Source organism: Algoriella xinjiangensis (assembly GCF_900115015.1).
Lineage (GTDB): Bacteria > Bacteroidota > Bacteroidia > Flavobacteriales > Weeksellaceae > Empedobacter > Empedobacter xinjiangensis.
Genome location: NZ_FOUZ01000007.1, coordinates 168,273 through 187,729 on the forward strand (window position 1 = coordinate 168,273; position 19,457 = coordinate 187,729).

Consider the following 19,457-nt stretch of genomic DNA (forward strand, 5'->3'; position numbering starts at 1 on the left):
ATTTATCAGAATAACTTTTTAACTTACACAGTTAGTGGGATACTACCTAATTTATAATAATTAGTAAACCTTTACCTCTCCTCCATTTTTTTCTTCATAACAACTTGCCCAAGAAAAATAATCATATTCAATTTCTGACCAACTGTTAGCTTGAAATTCAAAACCATAGTTTAAGTTAACTTGATTCAACTCAAGCGAAACATGTAAACGATCTTTGTCTACAAAATCAATTGATTTATCAAACAGTGTGTTATCGTTTAGTTTTTTAAGTATAAGTTCTAATATGTTAGCTGGATTATACTTTTTCAACATATTATCTAACATTATTTCGCCAACAATTACAACGTCTAACGCTTCATTGTAACGATACAAAACCCAGTAATTTTTTAATAATTGAACTTGATCGATTTCAAAATCAGAACAGGTACAAAACGTGACATCAGAATAAACTTGACACATAAATTTAAGTTTTGATAAATATACCTTCTTCTTAATAGATGCAAATCAATCTAAAAAAACAATTCTAAATTCTAAATTTCAAAAATAGACCTTACAAAGGCAATTCGTTCAATAATTTCTTCTGGGTTCTCCAATTTGGGAAATATTGATCCAATAATAATATAAATCGTTTATTATGATGTCGTTCTAACAAATGGGTTAATTCATGTACCACAATATATTCAATACACTCTAAAGGTTTTTTAGCCAATTCTATATTAAACCAAACACGCTGATTACTTGTAGCACAACTTCCCCATTTGGTTTTCATGTAACGAATTTTAAATGTCGGTACTTCTATACTCATTTGTCTGGCATAGACTTCAACCATTAGCAGCAACCGCTTTCTCAATTCTTTTCTATAAAATGCATACAACTGCTTTTCTAAAGATGCCTTATCATTAATATTTTTAGAATACAATACAAGATATTTACCTTCAATCTCTACCTTGCTTTTATTGGATTCTACTAATTTCAGCAAATATCTAGATCCTAAAAAAAAATGGCTTTCTTGATTTTTGAAAACTCTAGGCTCTTCCCTTTTTTGCTCCAAAAACTTGCGTTGCTCCTTCTTAATCCAAGCCAATTTCGTAGCGGCATAAATTTTCACCTTCTCCAAATCATAAAATTGAGGAGAAGAAATGGTAACATTTCCCTTTGGAGGATGAACACTCAAATGAAGATTTTTTATATCCTTGAACGTTACATCAATCTCCACTGTGCCTATCTTTATACGTTCCGTCATTGGTTAATACTCGTCTTTATGTGCTTCTATAATTTTATAAACTTCATCTACTTTTGTAAGATCATTTACTACTTTATAAATTGCTCCTTTTAAAACTTTTTGCTTTTGTACATTCTCCCTAAAACCTTCTTGTTTTGCATACTGAATGGTTTCTTCACATAGCAAAGCTAAACTTTCATCTCCCAAAGTATGATACAGAGCTACTTTTCCTTTCGTATTCAATGAAACTGGGATATCATCCTTTTTACCTTGATTGACTTGTCTGATTAAATTAGCCATTTCAATCAAATACTCTTGATAAGAAATTGTTTCTGCTTTTCTTCTTTCAATTAGTTCTTGTAAAAGTATAGACATTTGATCGAAATACTTTGGGTCTAATAAATGTTCTTCAACGATTTTACTACGAACATTGTTTTCAATAGTTTCCGCAACAGCTTCTTTATTCCCTTTAATTCCTTTCGGTAACGAATCTATAGCTTCATTCATATTCGTCTCCATCAAATCTAATAAAGAGATATCATCAAATGGAGACACCTTTTCAGATTCCTCCGCTTTAATATACGTATCAATCAAAAAACGCATATCGGCTTCATAAGCTTTCAAATCAATCGTTTCACCCGATGCTATTCTTATCACTTCACGTAAGGCTAAATAATCCTCCATCTTTTTATGGAAACCTTGAATTTCAGCTTCTGTGAATTTTGTATTTACAAAATCGGCTTTTAGATTTGTATATGCGCGTATATACTCAACAATTGCTTTGTATAAGGCCATACGCTTGTATTCATTCGATTTTAATTCATCTGCATTTTCGGTATTTCCACAGAAATAATGAATATAATCGATGTCTGCTTTTGGATGTGCAACAGGTTCACAAATGGCTTCTACCGTTTCTTTTGCCGTCATCAAACGGTCAATCGCAATTTTTAAACGATCTTTCATACTAATTTCGACCTCGTCTTGCGTAAAACCTTCGCTATCCAATTCTGATGTATAAACATTGATGGCATCCGTCACATTACCAAACAATTCCATATAATCTACAATATACCCATAATCTTTATCATCCGTATCCAAACGATTCACCCTACAAATAGCTTGAAACAAGGTATGATCTTGCATCTTTTTATCGATGTAAATGTAGGAACATGGTGGCGCATCAAAACCTGTTAATAATTTAGAAACCACAATTAGTAATTTCATTTTTGCAGGTTCTTTTCTAAATCGTTCTTTACTTTCAGATTCGTAGGTTTCTGTTTTAGATTTATTCCCAGAACTTTGCACTTCTTTTAGAAGTTCAGTATAGGTATTAAAAATATATTCTTTATCAGTTTCGGTATCTGCTCCTGTATCTTCTTTCGATACATCACCCGTATGTGGATTGTACGATGTAATGACTGCACATTTGTTTTTTAATTCTGTCTGCAAAAACAAATTATAATATTTACAAGCTTCATAAATACTCGAAGCGACTAATATCGCATTTCCCATTTGAGAACGAAGACGTGGCTTCGTCTGAAAATCAAAAATAATATCAGCAACTATTTTCTCCATACGGCTTTTAGAGCTCAACACATTTTGCATCGTTCCCCATTTCTTTTTCAGCTCGTTTTTCTGGAAATCATTTAGACCTGCTGTTTTCGATTCAAACCATTGATCTATTTTCGTTTGAGAAGTCAAATTTTGTTCGATACATCTCCCTTCATACATCAAATCCTTTACAACACCGTCTTCTACTGCTTCGTTAAATTTATAGGTATGAATGTATCTTCCAAAAACATCCATCGTTGTTTTCTTATCTTCTTTCAACAATGGCGTACCTGTAAAACCAATAAAAACCGCATTTTGTAGAACAGCTTTCATTACTTGGTTTAACTTGCCACTTTGAGTACGGTGACACTCATCTATAAACACAAAGATTTCACCTTGGGTCTTTACAGGATTGTCTTGTAGATCTCTAATGAAAGCATCAAAATCGGTATCTGTTTTATTCCCAAATTTATGAATCAACGAACACACCAATCGTGGTCTTGGTGCCGTTAAAAAATGTATCAACTCCTTACCCGACTTGGTTTTCGCAATATCTGTTTCTCCAACATCATTGAACACACGTTCTATTTGATCGTCTAGCTCGGTTCTATCGGTTAAAATAACAATGCGTGAGTTTGGAATATTTTCCAAAATCCACTTTCCTAACATCACCATCATCAAAGATTTACCAGAACCTTGTGTATGCCAAATAATTCCTCCTTCTCTTCGTTGTATAAAAGGTTGTGCCGATTTTAATGCAAAATATTGGTGAGGGCGTGGTAATTTTTTTACCCCTGCATCAAACACAACTCCATTGTAGATTATATCCAAAAAACGATCTTTAACACATAGTTTTTTCAGATATTTATCCAATTTATAATCTTTATTTTCTTGTTCATCTTCTTTCCAAGATAGAAAATATTTAGCAGGAGTTTCTATGGTACCATACTTCAAACCTTGGGTGTTGTTACCCGCAAAAAGAAATTGAACGGTACTGTAAAACCAATCGTTAAATAATTCTTTTTGGTTAGAAATCGTTTGGTTTACACTTTCTGCAATATCCGTTGTACCACGTTTCAATTCCAAAACACCCAATGCAATACCATTTACATACAAAACAATATCGGGACGACGGGTATTTTGCCCTTTTGCTAAACTTACTTCTTCGGCTATACCAAACTCATTTTTCGCTGAATTATTCCAATCTATCGGGAAAATGGTTTCAAAATTCTCTCCCAATTCTGGGCGTGCTTTTACACCATAACGAAGTAATGAATACATCGCCTTGTTACGATCGTACAAAGATCCTGCATTGGTATTGGCCGCATCGTACACTTCCTTCACGGCTTTATTGGCCAAAGTTTCGGAATAGCCACGTTGCAAAAGATTCTTTTTCAAAATCTCCTGTTCTACATTGCTATTGTGTTCACGTTTTTCCCAATTACCATAATAAGTATATCCCAATTGTTCTTGAAATAATTGGATGATACGGTTTTGGGTAATGCGTTCTATTGGGTTAATCATTATATAATTTCAATTTTATACTTAGTAAATGTTAATTTATATTGACTGTTCTGAAATCCATTCAATTGATCTTTAAATTTCTCAATAGGATTACCTAAAAATATGATTTCCTCACTATTTACTCTTACAATTTGATAATTTTCATTTTTTAATGCACAATCTATTTCAGCTTGGGAAATATAAAAATCACGCCTGTTGCTACTTGTCGTTTTAACTTCTACAAAACAAGCATCTACCCCTTCGAATCCAACTAAATCAAAATAAGAGTATTTGTACTTATTTGTAATATACAAATAGGGTATCAATGTTTTTAATGTATCATTGCTAGATAAATTTATCAGTAATTCATCCTTCAACTCTTCATAATATTTTATGTCATCCACAACACCTTTGATTAATTCAAAAATACTGTTTAGAACTACCTTTCTATCTCCTGTGTCAAGTTGATAATACTTATTTACGAAATAATTCAATACTTCGTGTTCTCCATTAGATCCAATTGTTTCAAGTTCCTCACTTGATGAGCTGTCAAATGCTATATTTTTAATTACCTTCTTTTTTATGCTCCTGTTGGATGATTTAATGATATTATCTGATTGAGAACTAAAAACTATATTCTTAGATTCTAAATTCTTCGATAACTTATGATACAAAAAATCTAATTCTTCATTCTTGATAGGCTGTTGGCTTATCTCTACTTTCAAGTCTTCTATTTCATTGGAAGAATAGATAATATCCAAACCAAAATCATAATCTTTAAAATCTTCAGAATACTTTAACTCTACAAAAAAAGAACGAAAGGAATCAAATTTTTCTACATTTTTTAACGCTTGTATCGAGTTACTTGTTTCAAAATTCCAATGATCTTCAGATATATCCACTTCTGGAAACTTCGCTACAATCTTAGCTATAAACAACTCCCTTTTAGATTGGTATGATATATCATATTTTTTCTTTAAAATATTTATCTCAATATTATTATACTCATTAAACAAATCTTCTATACTTCTATTATAAAGTAGTATCTCTATTTTTTCAGAAAATCTATAGGTGTTAAATAATAAATAAGAAAGTACTTTAGATTTATTCTTATTACTATCATCTGTTATGAATACCTGATTATTTTTAATAAAAAAAGTAGTGATATAATTATATTCAAATACCTTACTCTTCCTGACAACTTTAATACTATCAACTTTAAAAACTTTACTGGTGGCTATCGTCTCGAGTATATTATAATCATAATCTAGATAATTTCTATCTGATTGGTTATCATTCGTAATTTCACACAAAAGATATGGAATTCTGATAATAAGCTCTTTAAAAAAATCGGTAGTAATATCAGGAATGCTATTATCATTATATTCAAAATATTCTTCCAATTCAATAACTTTTTCAACCAGCCTCTCGTCATATAAACCTTTATCCGCTTCGTAGTAAAGGAAATTTTCAAATTTCTGATTTATTGCATTTTCAATATCCATTTTTGTTTTAAATATTGAAAAGTTTACCGTTGTTGTAAATTTCAGCCCTTCATCAGTAAAAATCAACCAAACATTATTCTTACAAAACAATTGAAATGTAGATGCATAAAACACTCTCAATGAATCGTAATGAGCCGAAATACGCAGTACTTTCTCCAAATATTCCTTTAATACAAAAAAATATTCTTGACTAAAAGAATCATACTTTTTTACTTGTAGTAATTCTAATACAGGTCTAAGCTCTTTATGTCTTATATTTTTTATACTACTAAAAATATCCGAATGATTATCATTAATTAATGCAGGATGTACTGGTGTCTTATCCTTTAAATGTATAAAACAGTTCAGTACAATATTTTTATCAATTCGATCATTCTCTATATTCTTTGAGACTACCCCTGGTATATAATCTATTCCATTATCTAACTGCACATAGATCCTTTGGTCGTATACTTTTATAAAAGGAATCGGACTAACACCTAAAAAACTAAAAAAATCGTCAGGAAGATTTAATGTTTTTCTAAATTCTTCATCTATATCTTCTATACAGCAAAGTTGAGCAGGTTTGTATTTCTCACCCTTCACCTTCAAAAACAAAGTGCTAATACTAAATCTTGCTTGATTTTTTAATGAATTTTTTTCTCGACTCTCTACATCCAATACATTTGCATATCGTTCACAAAATGTACTATCTCTTTCTTGCTTCCTAATATAAAAACTATACACATTTTGAAGCAGTTCTATTTGTTGCTGCTCGCTAATGGCATCAATTTGAACAACTCCTGATAAATTTGTCTGTCTAAAGAACCTTAAATATTCATTGATATCAGATGCATCTTTTATATTCAAAGCCCTTTTCAAAATTTTACCTTCGTAGCTATCATCAATTTCTACTGTAGTAAACTTTAAATCCAGCAAAGTGCTGATGTTTTTTTTGTCTTTTTCAAAAAACACTTCTACATGCTCCTTGCTTATAATCTCTGGCAGATAAATAACCGCATTTTTATTAAACGATTCTTTAAGCTGAGAAAACAAATGTTCGACTTTACTATGTTTCTTTTGATAATAATCACTTGCAATACATCTCGAAAAATCTATTAATACTTTATAGAATTCTTCATAAATCTGTTGAGCCTTATCCTTATTCTCAAAAAACACTTTGGTATTTGCTCCTATCCAATTTACTAATGGCCTATAATTCCAACTGTCTATATTAAATATTAAAGAAATAATCTTAGCCGTTTCTGAATTGATTTTAAAATTAGATTTCAAAAAATTAAAATGCCATTTTTCTTTATTATCTTTTGAACAATTATTAATATATGTTGTATTTAACTGTAAATCTTCTGGTTTCCATAATGTAAACAACAATTCAATACAAGCCTGTAATAAAGCTTTATTGTATTCGCCAACAGCTCCATCCCAATTAATATTTTTACGATTCAGTGTCGTTCGGAAGTCAGCGTGAAAATCAACAAAAGGAAAAGGTGAAGCTACGTCTGTAGGAAGATAATTGTATAGTTTACCTTTATCATCAGCTCTAAGGTATAATCCTATATTTATAGTTTCTACATCAATACCAGCATTCTGAGCCAATTGTATTAATTTCTCATCGTTGATTGTACAATGAATCAAATTAGGATTATTTAATTTAACCTCCTTTGTCATTAAATGTTCTTCATCAAGTGCAATGCTTACTTGGAAAGGTTTGTTTTGATGTTTCAACTGAATAAACTCGAAATGAATGCCATTTTGTACTAAATTTTGTTTGATTAACTCTCCTATTATTTGACTATCTTCTAATTCAATAGCAATAACAGTACAATACCCCTGAGCAAACAAATCCTGAACTACTGCCTCTTGTGTATCAATTTCTATAGGAAAATAATAACCAGGAATACCCGTATCTGGATATTCCTTTTGCGCATTACGAATTTTCTCTTGTTGAATCTTAAGATCAGCGTCATTGAAAATAGAAGTCAAAACCTCTGCTTGTCTTATCATTTCGTACAGTCGAAATGCACCCATTTGCGATGTTTTACTTGCAGCATCTATAAATTGGCCTTTCGTAAATATATCCACACTCCTTGTTGGATAAACCTCATCAGGATTTTGCTTTTTTGCAATTGAAAAAACAGATTTAAAGCCTATACCTTTATTTCCAATAGCACTAGAAACTGTTTTTGAGGAAGTGTAAACAGAACAAATTGACTGAAAATCACCTCTTATTGTATTATCTCCATTTTCATAATCAAAATCTAATACATAAGTAAATGGCGTGCCGTCATTTGCCACATAAAGCAATCCATTTTTTATGCAAATCCTAATGTTTTTATCAGCTCTATCAAAAGCATTTTGCAAAAGTTCAAACACCACCCTACCTTCATAATCTGAGATAATATGAAGTAAGCCTTTGGCATCACGTTTTATATTTTCTACACTTTGATTCGTATAATTTGCGTAATGTTTTCTTAAAACTTCTTTTAACATTGATTCAATCTATTTTTATTTTTTTATTCAGTTCTAAAAAATCTATTACACCAACCTCACACGCCCCGTCAGCAATTCCTGCATCATGCCTTGCTTGATTTGGCGGGCTTTACCCAATTGCGTTGCTAAGGCCTCCAGCTCCGCACCCATATCAGATAAGATCGTAGCAATACGCTCTTGCTCGGAAAGGGATTTTGGTATAGAAATTTCTAATTCTAAGAAATTAGCTTTTGACAAATTATACCTAGTTGCGCCTTGAGCTAAATAAAATATTATTTTTCTACCATAAGGAGAACGAAATAGATAACTCAAAAACAATGGATTTACATTATTATCAAACAATCTAAATCCAAAACAAAAACTATTCAGATATAGATTATTAATATCCTCTAAAATCACACTACTTATACCTAATTCTTCAGGAGTTTCTGACGAACCATTAAACAAAAGGTCATTTTTCAAAACTTTATTCTGAATTTCACCTTGCTTTAAATTTACTTTCTCAAAAAAGGAATTATCAATAACTACATTCTTCATTACATTCATAAAGGGTATGTAATGAGCATTTCCTTTTCCAAAATCAACTTTTGTTTTGCCTGATAATCCTCCATAGGTTTTTCCAACCTCCCCCAATTTCTTCACTTCCCATGCTTCGACTCCGCTCAGTACAAGCTCTTCCGTAGGCGGTGTCAACAATTCTTGCATAGCACCTTGTTTAAAGAGGCGTTTTTTGGCGATGAGTTGTTCTAAATGCTCGATCCACGCATCGGCATCTGACAAAGCCGTAGCTATCGCTTCTTGCTCGGCTAGTGGAGGAAGTGGGATTGATAGATTACCAATTAAATCTGTATTTAAATTTGGTTGTCCGTTTCCCGTCGCAACATTATTTCGTAAGTATTCTGTTAAAGAATTTATATAGTAAACTAGAAATTTATTATCAGCTTTTAAATCAAGTAATGCTGCAATACCATCATTTGCACAGCATTCAATGCCTAATAATTTTGCAACACCTAAAGTTGCCCCACTATTTGATATTATTAATGTATCCTTTTCTAATCTTCGACTATAATTACTTCCTAATTCAGTCAACATACTTTCAGTATTATCTACATAAATCTTAGAATTAGAAATATTCGTTAAACTTGCGACAGTTAGCCAAGGAATATAATTTCCATTGAAGAATAGTGGTGAGCCAGCTGGTCTTGGAGACCCTCCTCTTACAGGTTTTGAAATATCATTAATTTTTTTCACCTCCCAATCCTCTGGAATTACGCCAATTTCAGTTTTTTTATAGCCTTGTTTTACCATGTCCATCCCATTTTTTGTAGGTGAGCCAATACTTTTGCTGAGGCTTCGAGCACCTCAGCCTCCAATTTTGGTAAAGTCGTAGCATAGCGTTCTGCCAATTCCTTAATGCGTTGCGTTAAGTTTTGGCTGATGCGTTCTTGCTCTTGCGTCAAAGCATTTTGCAAATAGGCTTGCCATTTGTGTTCTAATACCAAAGTTTTAATTTCAGCTTCGCTTAGCGTTGGGTATTTGGCTAATACAGCTGTTTCCAAATCCGCGTTCAGCTTTTTAATTTCGGCATTGGCTTTCTTGATGCTATCGGCTTGGGCAACGTAATCTTTTAATATCGCTTTTGTTGCTTTATCATCAGTTGTTTTCAGCAATTTACTTACTTCCGTAGCATTTACTTTTTCCAAATCGGCAAATAAACCTTCTTCGCTGCTTTGCTCTTCTTCTATTTCAGTCATGTGCGCTTGTGCGGTTTCTACTTTCGTTTCTTCGGCACGTATCGCTTCTTGCATGTCTTGAAAATATACGTCTACCAATAAAGCAGGTGAAATCATTCGTCCTTCAATCCCTGCTAAACCAGGTACTTCTTTGTCGCCTTTGGTTTTTCCATTCTTGTCAGTTTTCCCTTTAATCACCAAGCGTTGGTATTCGTTTCCGGCTTTCCAGCCATCCATACGAATGCTGTACACATCGTCTTGCATGGTTTCGTTCCAATAGGTCATCAAATGTTGGTATAAATCGTAGGCCTCCAACAACGCATTATTTTCAAACGCTTGCAAGATCGACTGACTCGCTTCACTAATCACCGTTTTGGTATCAGCACCTTGTGCTAAAGCTTGCCATTTTTCCATTTCTACCGCCAACCACGTTTGGAAGGTTAGGTTCACGCTTTCATTAAACGCTACAAATTCCGCGTGCGAGTAAATCGCCGATTTCAATTCGGTAGTCGGTACGTTGAGTTCATAAAAACCATCACGCACAGCTGTAAACAAGTCTTTTTTTAATGTAGCAAATACCTTCCAGTAATTTTCCAAGGCATCAATATCCGCACTCGGAATGCCCCCTTTAAGGTGCGCTTCTATATTCTGAATATCTTCCGCTTCTTGGGTATCAATATAGCGTGGGATATTTAAGTTGTAATCATTCTTCGGGTCGGCAATTTCCGTCATCGACACCATACGGCTGTACTTCGGCACTTCCAATTCGGCAGCAAACACATCTGTTATCTTACGAATGTCTTGCTCACGCAAACGATTTTTGTTGCCATCTTTTACAAAGCCCTTGCTCGCATCGATCATAAAAATCCCTTTGCGATGAGCAGCATGTTCCTTATCCAACACAATAATACAAGCTGGTATACCTGTACCGTAAAACAAGTTGGCAGGCAAACCAATAATTCCTTTGATGTAGCCCTTCTTCAAGATGTTTTTACGGATTTCGCCTTCCGCATTTCCACGGAACAACACCCCGTGTGGCAATACCACAGCAGCTTTCCCAGTCGATTTCAACGATTGTAAAATGTGCAACAAAAAGGCATAATCCCCATTCTTTTCTGGTGGCACACCTAATTCAAAACGATTGAATTCGTCCGCCTCTACATTTACCCCATTGCTCCAGCTTTTCAACGAAAACGGAGGATTAGCTACTACATAGTCAAAACGTTTTAGAGTACCATCAGCTTCCTTGTACGCTGGACGCGTCAAGGTATTATCTGCCACAATCTCTGCCGTAGGGCTATTGTGCAAAATCATATTCATACGCGCCAAGTTGGCCGTTGTCGTTTCTTTTTCTTGTCCGTACAGCGTAATATCTTTACCTGATTCGTTAGCAACTTTCAACAATAGCGATCCCGAACCACAAGTAGGGTCATAAGCCGTCGTTTGGTTCGTTGCATTATTCGGATTAATCCCAATCACTTTTGCCAACACACGCGAAACTTCGGCAGGAGTATAAAATTGACCTTTAGACTTCCCCGATTCCGTGGCAAAATGGCGCATCAGGTATTCGTAGGCATCGCCCAAAATATCATCGCCTTCGGCAGAATTAGCCGAGAAATCCAGGGCGTCATCGTTGAAGATGCGTACCAAGTTGGATACCGTATCCACCAAATCTTTGCCCTTTCCTAATTTGGTTTCATCGTTAAAGTCCGGAAATTCGTTGAGTTTATTGGCTTCCTTTATCGGATTGAGGATTTCCTTGTTGATTTTATCACCAATCTCCGGTTTCCCGATCAATGCCACCATATCGTCAAAGGTAGCGCCTTGGGGTACGGTAATCGCGCCAAAGGGATCGTTTTTGTATTTGTCGGAAATGTACTTCACAAAAAGCATCGTGAGTACGTAATCTTTGTATTGAGAGGCGTCCATACCGCCACGCAGTTCGTCACAAGATGCCCACAAGGAGCTATATAATTCAGATTTTTTGATTGCCATAATCTTTATAAAAAATTGTTGTAAAATACTAATAAAATAATATTAAATATCTAATAATTCTCACGAAAAATAAAAAACTTATAAGATATATTGATTTTAAAAAATTACTCCTTCGGAATCACCACTTGCACATCACCAATATATTCTTCTTTATATCCTTTTACTGTCATCATATGGATAAAAGGTAATAGATCAATTTCAATTGAAGAGCCATTGAATGTTTCTTCCGAAAGATCCAAAGATCCATTATAATTCAATGTTTCCTTGATTTTTTCTAACTGTTCGTCTGAGATTTTAATAATAATTTCTGGCATAGATTATTGTATTTTAATTATATATTAAATATAAATCACTACAAAGCCAAAACATGTCGCTGTAAATAATATAACAACTATCACAATCTGATAGTCATGTAGTCATATGTTTGCTTCATAATAAAATAAAGCAAATTGTTATGAAATTAAAAATCCATTACGAAGTTGAAACACTATTCGATCAAGAAACAAAAAAAGTAACAATCAATTCGTTTTATAACGATGATCCGATTGTTGCTCGCGAAGAAGCTTTTTCGTTTTTAAGAAATTATATCAATGTTCTGAAAGAAAAAAATCAAGTAAAAGTTGAAACTAAATATTCGGGACCACGAAATCATGCCCAATTTAGATTTGATAGTCGCACCAAAAATTTCGATCATAATTTGAGTACATATTTTGTAAGTCATTTAGTGTTTAAAGACTCAAAGTTAAATAAAGGGTTAAAGATATATGTTGTCGTAGATGAAACATTTTATACAAGTGAAGATTTTATTGATGAACACGAACGTAATTTAGTTTTCCAATTATGAAATCAAACCGAAGATTCTTTAATCGAATAAATCTAATTGTTTCTGAATTTCTTCATTTTTTATTTTACGATGTGAGGCATTGTACACACATTTTCCATCTTTTATAATTAGGATTTGCGGTGATTCGTGCTGAACATTGTATCGTCGTTCAATCTCATTAGAGAGTGGTCTATACGTTAATAAATCTAAATAATTCAGTTCAAAATCGCTTTCTTTTACAATATCCCAAATAATATCACATAATCCACAAGTTGTACTGTGTTTATAAATAATTTTTGGTTGATTAAAAGATGCTTGATCAATTTGATCTAAATGATCTAAAGTTGTAATATCTATTTTTTTCATTTTTGATTCTATTATTTCGCTTCTAAAATTACGTTGAAAAGAAGGAATAACCTATTCTATTTTCCTTGTATGATAAATTATAAAAAAAGTGCTAAGGAAATCTCCTTGTTCATCTTTTTTACTCTGTAACTATTCTCAGTTTCTTCAATCGACGCTGATAACTTTGCAAATAATTACGTTTTAACTTATCAGATAAAAACGATCTTCCAATTAAATCTACCACTTGGTCTTCTTTCGAAGTTAGATTTTGAAGGACTTTTATGATAGATTTCTCTGTCATTACTGCCTTCTCTCCCAATACCATCAATTGATCGATAATTTTGCCACTTGAAATTGATTTGGGTAATATTCCCTCTTTTAATGCAAAGTCCGCATCCTCGATATGAATTTTAGTATTTAGTAAATCATAAGCTGGACTTAATTTAAAATCGCCTTGTTGAGTTTCTATTAAAGAAAAATTCTTCAGATGTGCATCTCCATTCGAAAACAGGTAATTGAATACGATTAATGTATATAGCTTAGGCGCTTCTACTTTCCATGCAGGAACATATTTTTTCAATGCTTCAAATAACTCCAGATAATTCCCTTCATACTTATATTGTTCTCCATCTGTTGCAGGTGATTTACCTAATAATGAAGCAAAATCTTCTACAGCTAATTTATTTCCATTCTCATCATAATCAAAACGTTTCGTAAGATACGCTGGACTTCCATCTTCAAAAAAGACTAAGGCATTTTCTGCTGTTTCAATTTTAAAAATTTGTTTAGCGATTTGCATCGTTAAATGTTCGTTTGCGGGTGCGAACTCACTATTTTTCGGTAAATCTGATATAGGTTTTAGAATATATTGACCGCTTTCATTTTCATTTGTTAATCGTAATGTATTTCCATCAAGAATGAAAGAATATTTCTCTTGAAATCCTGAAATAGAAATATGTGTTTGATTTTGGTTAAATCTACTTTTATCCTTTCGATCAGAAGGCGAGGTATAATTTAAAAATGGATCGACTTTTTTTCCATTAAACATCTTCTTTAATACACTTGGACTATATGTATTAAAATTTTCTTTTAAAGAACCTGGACAATTTTTTATTTCTAACTTCATGCTAAACTCTTTCTATTGTTACTGCACCTACTGTATCTACTTTCGATGCTTGTAATAATATTCCAAAAGCATCATCTTCATCAATCTTATATGTTTTACAAATCATTCGTTTATTTACACCTTCTGGTAATAAATGATAGAAAAAAGGAAACAAAGCTTGTGATTTGAATTCAATTTGACTTTTTGGCAGCGTTAAACTTATCGAAGGTTTAGAATCATCAGATATCCAATCTTCATTATAGATAAAATGAAAACTACCATTATCCAATTGCGTTAAAACTCCTGCCCTTTCACCTTTATATAAAATTTGAGCAACTCTCATGATTCAATCGATTTAACCTCTAATTTAATTTCTAATCCTAAGGCATCACACAACTTTTGTAGTGTTTCTAACGTTGGATTACCTTTACCACTTTCAAATTGTTTTAACGTGCGTAAGCCAACACCAGAAATCTCTGCTAATGTTTCTTGTGATATCGTTAAAACTTTACGTCTTTCTTTGATTTGATTAATTATTGATAGTGTCATATAATGCACTTTTAATGTAAATTTAGAAATAAATAAGGTATAAAACAAGAAAAGTGCAACAAATTGCACTTTTATAAGTATATTACTATTATTTTAGCTTAAAGGTTTAAAATAGTGCGATATATTGCACTTAATAAATCTTAATTTGAAAACAGAACTAAATAATGGGGAGGTTAGATGGATTTGAAATCGCGTTATCTTTTAAAAGATTCAGACACGATTACTGTTTTTTAGATCAAAAATTGTTCTACTATTTTTTGTAAATCATCTTCAAACTTAACTCCATAATGCTTCCAAAGAAGTTTTCCTTGATGAAAAAGCATTAAAGTTGGTACGCCATTTACTTGATACATCGCATCAAACTGAATCGTACTTATTTTGTCTTTATCTACATCAATTTTTATTATCTCGACATGATCAGGAAGTTTTTCTTTTAAGTTTTCTAAAAATTGAAGTTGCAATTGACATGGTGCACACCAATCTGCATAAAAATCAATTAGATAAAAATTATTTCCTTGTATTCTGTCTAATAAATCCATTCAATATAATTTAATTATGTACTTAAATCATGTTCCAAGGTCCGCCATTGATGGCATCAAAACCTTTATTCTTTAGTATAACTGCAGCTTGCCCACTTCTTGCTCCGCTTCTGCATACCGTTACTATCTTCTTGCTCGACAATTCGCCTATTCTGCTTTCTAATTCTTGTAAAGGAATATTAACCGAATCTGCATGATGTCCTGCCAAAAACTCCGCGTTTGTACGCACATCCAATAGCAATGCGCCTTCTTGTAGATAATTTTCTACGTTTGAGTTTGATGTCAACATTTTAATAATTTTTTTGAAAAACATATTATTTGACTAATGGTTTTTTATTCAATTTCCAATCTGCCATTCCTGCACTATAATTTTCTACTTCAAAACCTTTTGATTCTAAAAAACTCTGTGCAATTGTTGCTCTATCACCTGCTTGACAGTGTAAAACTACTTTTTTATTCGGATCCAATTCATGGTATCGTTTTGGTAAATAACCTACGAAAATATGTTTTGCTCCTTCTATAAAACCTTCTTTAAATTCGGCTTCACCTCTTACATCTAAAATTTGAACCTCATCATTCCCGATATAATTTTCCATCGCATCAGCATCAATAATAGTTGAAGAAGTCATTTCTTCTGTATTGCTCAATAATTCTGCTGGTGTAATATAACCGTACACATTATCTAAACCAATTCGCATTAGTTTTCGCGTCATGTCCTCTACCTCATTTTCTTCTACAACTAACACGATTGGTTCTTGATAATTTACCATCCAACCCATCCAAGTGTTGAATGTTTTATTATTTTGAATATTGATTGTTCCTGGAACATGTATTTGCGAAAAATCTGTTTTGATTCTTGCATCAATTACTTTCATTCCAAAATCTTTTGCTTTCTCAAATTCAATATATGTCAACTTCGCCCATTTCGGAACTTCTATTAATAAAGGACGTTTTGTCTTGTTCAATTTTTTCATCATAGCAAAATAAGCTGGTGCCTCTGGTTGATCTGCTAATAGATAATCGATGAAACCTTTTTCATTTTGATCAAATTGTAATGCCCAGTTTCTTATTTTTTCGTATCCAACTGTTGAACTTGCTACAGCTCCCAATGCTTTTCCACAAGCTGATCCTGCACCATGAGCTGGCCAAACTTGAAGATAATCGGGTAAAGCTTGAAATTTTTTCAATGATTCGAACATCTGTTTTGCGCCAACCTCTTTCGTTCCAACCAAACCTGCCGCTTCTTCTAACAAATCTGGACGACCAATATCTCCGACAAACACAAAGTCTCCTGTAAAAATCATGACAGGTTCTTTTGTTGCAGGTGTATCAGTCAACAAGAAACTTATACTTTCTGGCGTATGTCCTGGCGTATGCATCACTTCGAAGATTAAATTTCCGACTTCTATTTTATCTCCATTTTTTAATCCAACATGGTCAAAATCGTATTGCCAATCTTTACCTCCTTCATCCGACAAATATATTTTAGCACCTGTCACATAAGCCAATTCTTGACTTCCTGAAAGATAATCTGCATGAATATGCGTTTCCGCAATGTGCGTAATTTTAAGATTATTTTCTTCGGCTATTTTTATATAAGTATCGATATCTCTTTTTGGATCAATTACAATCGCTTCTCCAGCAACTTGACATCCTACAATGTAGCTTGAATGTGCTAAAGACTTCTCAAAAATGTGTTGAAAAAACATAATTCTATTTTTATAGATTTTACAATTATTTATTTTGGTTTATAGCATTGTGGTTGGACAAACGTAATCGCTTACTTTGAATTTTCCGGATTCTTTTATTGCGGTAAATCCACCTTGAACATCAATCAGATTGTCATAGCCTCTGGCTCTTAATATGGAATTGAATATCATAGAACGGTAACCACCGGCACAATGCACATAATAGGTTTTGTCTTTATTTACTTCTGCAATGTGTTCGTTGATATAATCTAACGCAATGTTTTCTGAACCAATCAAGTGTTCTGAAAAATGCTCGCTCTTTTTGCGGACATCTAATATGTTCAAATCAGGATTTTCTTCCATTCGTTTTGCCAGTTCATCTACCGAAATTGATTCGATAGCATCAGTTTCTTTACCTGCATTTTTCCACGCTTCAAATCCGCCTTTTAAATAACCAATGGTATTGTCATAACCCACACGAGCCAAACGGGTAACGATTTCTTCTTCACGACCTTCGTCGGCAATCAATAAAATGGTTTGTTTAATATCCGGAATTAATGTTCCTGCCCAAGGTGCAAAATTGCCGTCAATGCCAATGTTGATGGAATTTGGAATAAAGCCTTTGGCAAAGGTTTGTGCATCACGAGTATCCAGTAATAATGCATCGGTTTCGTTAGCAGCCGTTTCGAATGCTTCAGGACTTAAAGCCTGTGTTCCTTTGTGCAACACCTCATCAATACTTTCATAACCTTTGATGTTCATCAACACATTTTCAGGAAAATATCCCGGAGGCGGCATCAAACCGTCTAATACTTCATCTATGAATTTTTCCTTACTCATTGGTTGCAAAGCATAATTGGTTTTCTTTTGGTTGCCTAAAGTATCGGTCGTTTCCTTGCTCATATTTTTACCACAAGCCGAACCCGCTCCGTGTGCCGGATAAACGATAATATCGTCTGCCAACGGAATGATTTTATTATGCAATGAATCATATAAATGAGCCGCTAATTTTTCCTGTGTTAGGTCGGCAATTACTTTTTGTGCCAAATCAGGACGCCCTACATCTCCAATAAATAGCGTGTCGCCTGTGAACAAACTGGTTTCCTTACCGTTTTCATCTATCAGAAGAAAACAAGTACTTTCCATGGTATGTCCCGGTGTGTGGATGACTTTGATTTGAATGTTTCCTACGTTTAAAATCTCCCCGTCTTCGGCAACGTGTGCTTCAAATGCAGGCTTTGCAGTAGGCCCAAAAACAATCGTTGCACCGGTTTTCTTAGCCAAATCTAAATGTCCGCTTACAAAATCAGCGTGAAAATGCGTTTCTAATACATATTTGATTTTGGCATTGTCTTTTTCTGCTTTTTCGATATAAGGCTGTACTTCACGTAATGGATCGATAACTACTGCTTCCCCGTTACTTTCGATATAATAAGCTCCTTGAGCTAAACATCCTGTATAAATTTGTTCTACTTTCATTTTTTATGATTTTTTAATTGTTTTAAATTTTATGATACAAAACTACAACCTGCTTATAACCTGCACAGTAACATAAGTTACAAGACTGTTTTTTATAAGAATAATTCTTTGATAAGGATATAGATTCCCATCACCAATACAAACCAACCGAATGCAGATTTGAGTTTATTGCCTTCTATTTTTTTGGAAAGGAAGATTCCGATAAAAATACCAACAACCGATAATCCGGTAAAAGTGGATAACAAAGTCCAGTCTATGGTTTCACTGCCTTGTAAATCTCCGGTAAACCCTAAAAGTGATTTCGCAGCAATGATAAACAATGATGTTCCTACAGCTAATTTCATAGGCATTTTTGCTAATAAAACCAATGCCGGAATAATTAAAAATCCACCACCTGCACCTACTAATCCGGTAAGCGTACCAACTAATGCTCCTTCCAGAAGAATCATCGGATAGTTGTATTTTATTTCACCAGTGTCTGCATCATTGCAATGCGGACAAGGACGAATCATCGATATGGAAGCAAAAATCATTACGATAGCAAACAATACCATCAAGGCGATGGGTTTTGTAAATTGAAAATTTCCGATACTGAAAAGCACATCAGGAATTAAAGGCATCAGATATGCCCGCGTTAAATACACCGCAACAATAGATGGAACACCAAAAATGAGCACGGTTTTAAAATCTACCTTTTTGTGAATAGCATTCTGAACACCGCCGACTAAAGATGTAGTACCTACCACAAATAAAGAATACGCTGTGGCTAATATTGGATTAACCCCCATCACATACACCAAAATAGGGACGGTAATTATGGAACCTCCGCTACCTATAAGTCCTAATGAAACACCTACTAAAACGGCTAATAAATAGCCTATAAGCTCTGTTGCCATAATTCAAAGATTAAATGATACGGCAAAATTAGAA

The 19,457-nt window shown here is 33.4% G+C and carries 17 protein-coding genes; 1 reads left to right on the top strand and 16 read right to left on the bottom strand.

Annotated features, from left to right (window positions below):
• Positions 1-60: 60 nt before the first annotated feature.
• The 7 genes from BM072_RS08365 to BM072_RS08395 all read right to left on the bottom strand — a co-directional run bounded on the left by BM072_RS08365 (position 61) and on the right by BM072_RS08395 (position 12,313).
• Positions 61-459 (bottom strand): hypothetical protein, encoded by a 399-nt coding sequence (locus BM072_RS08365; RefSeq protein WP_092908207.1) that lies wholly within the window; start codon positions 457-459, stop codon positions 61-63.
• Positions 460-550: 91 nt separating this feature from the next.
• Positions 551-1,243 carry a M48 family metallopeptidase gene (locus BM072_RS08370; RefSeq protein WP_092908208.1) on the bottom strand — a complete coding sequence of 231 codons (693 nt, stop codon included), beginning with the start codon at positions 1,241-1,243 and terminating at the stop codon, positions 551-553.
• 3 nt (positions 1,244-1,246) lie between these two features.
• Positions 1,247-4,297 carry a type I restriction endonuclease subunit R gene (locus BM072_RS08375; protein WP_092908209.1) on the bottom strand — a complete coding sequence of 1,017 codons (3,051 nt, stop codon included), beginning with the start codon at positions 4,295-4,297 and terminating at the stop codon, positions 1,247-1,249.
• Positions 4,297-8,271, bottom strand: coding sequence for a sacsin N-terminal ATP-binding-like domain-containing protein (locus tag BM072_RS08380; protein WP_092908210.1), 3,975 nt, complete (start codon positions 8,269-8,271; stop codon positions 4,297-4,299). The genes BM072_RS08375 and BM072_RS08380 overlap by 1 nt, the downstream gene beginning before the upstream one ends.
• 45 nt (positions 8,272-8,316) lie before the next feature.
• Positions 8,317-9,579, bottom strand: a complete 1,263-nt coding sequence (locus BM072_RS08385; protein ID WP_177190286.1) for a restriction endonuclease subunit S — start codon at positions 9,577-9,579, stop codon at positions 8,317-8,319.
• The gene (locus BM072_RS08390; protein WP_092908212.1) at positions 9,573-11,999 is read right to left on the bottom strand and encodes a type I restriction-modification system subunit M; all 2,427 of its coding nucleotides are present in this window, start codon (positions 11,997-11,999) and stop codon (positions 9,573-9,575) included. Before BM072_RS08390 ends, BM072_RS08385 begins: the two co-directional genes overlap by 7 nt.
• 104 nt (positions 12,000-12,103) lie before the next feature.
• The gene (locus BM072_RS08395) at positions 12,104-12,313 is read right to left on the bottom strand and encodes a hypothetical protein (RefSeq protein ID WP_092908213.1); all 210 of its coding nucleotides are present in this window, start codon (positions 12,311-12,313) and stop codon (positions 12,104-12,106) included.
• Between the two features lie 140 nt (positions 12,314-12,453).
• On the opposite strand from BM072_RS08395, the gene BM072_RS08400 reads away from it, so the two are divergent.
• Complete coding sequence (locus tag BM072_RS08400; RefSeq protein WP_092908214.1) at positions 12,454-12,843, top strand: hypothetical protein; 390 nt, start codon at positions 12,454-12,456, stop codon at positions 12,841-12,843.
• An 18-nt stretch (positions 12,844-12,861) separates the two neighbouring features.
• Here BM072_RS08400 and ytxJ read toward each other — a convergent pair whose 3' ends face one another.
• The 9 genes from ytxJ to BM072_RS08445 form a co-directional block, all read right to left on the bottom strand.
• Positions 12,862-13,188, bottom strand: a complete 327-nt coding sequence (gene ytxJ, locus BM072_RS08405; protein ID WP_092908215.1) for a bacillithiol system redox-active protein YtxJ — start codon at positions 13,186-13,188, stop codon at positions 12,862-12,864.
• A 118-nt stretch (positions 13,189-13,306) separates the two neighbouring features.
• The gene (locus BM072_RS08410) at positions 13,307-14,293 is read right to left on the bottom strand and encodes a type II toxin-antitoxin system HipA family toxin (RefSeq protein ID WP_245752092.1); all 987 of its coding nucleotides are present in this window, start codon (positions 14,291-14,293) and stop codon (positions 13,307-13,309) included.
• Position 14,294: 1 nt separating this feature from the next.
• The gene (locus BM072_RS08415) at positions 14,295-14,615 is read right to left on the bottom strand and encodes a HipA N-terminal domain-containing protein (RefSeq protein WP_092908216.1); all 321 of its coding nucleotides are present in this window, start codon (positions 14,613-14,615) and stop codon (positions 14,295-14,297) included.
• On the bottom strand, positions 14,612-14,821 hold the full coding sequence (locus BM072_RS08420; protein WP_092908217.1) for a helix-turn-helix transcriptional regulator: 210 nt from the start codon (positions 14,819-14,821) through the stop codon (positions 14,612-14,614). Before BM072_RS08420 ends, BM072_RS08415 begins: the two co-directional genes overlap by 4 nt.
• Before the next feature lie 230 nt (positions 14,822-15,051).
• On the bottom strand, positions 15,052-15,360 hold the full coding sequence (locus BM072_RS08425; protein ID WP_092908218.1) for a thioredoxin family protein: 309 nt from the start codon (positions 15,358-15,360) through the stop codon (positions 15,052-15,054).
• A 22-nt stretch (positions 15,361-15,382) separates the two neighbouring features.
• Positions 15,383-15,649 carry a rhodanese-like domain-containing protein gene (locus tag BM072_RS08430; protein WP_225539054.1) on the bottom strand — a complete coding sequence of 89 codons (267 nt, stop codon included), beginning with the start codon at positions 15,647-15,649 and terminating at the stop codon, positions 15,383-15,385.
• A 25-nt stretch (positions 15,650-15,674) separates the two neighbouring features.
• Positions 15,675-17,069 (bottom strand): MBL fold metallo-hydrolase, encoded by a 1,395-nt coding sequence (locus BM072_RS08435; RefSeq protein WP_092908220.1) that lies wholly within the window; start codon positions 17,067-17,069, stop codon positions 15,675-15,677.
• Between the two features lie 39 nt (positions 17,070-17,108).
• Positions 17,109-18,527 carry an MBL fold metallo-hydrolase gene (locus BM072_RS08440; RefSeq protein ID WP_092908221.1) on the bottom strand — a complete coding sequence of 473 codons (1,419 nt, stop codon included), beginning with the start codon at positions 18,525-18,527 and terminating at the stop codon, positions 17,109-17,111.
• 92 nt (positions 18,528-18,619) lie between these two features.
• Positions 18,620-19,423, bottom strand: coding sequence for a sulfite exporter TauE/SafE family protein (locus BM072_RS08445; protein ID WP_092908222.1), 804 nt, complete (start codon positions 19,421-19,423; stop codon positions 18,620-18,622).
• Between the last annotated feature and the right edge of the window lie 34 nt (positions 19,424-19,457).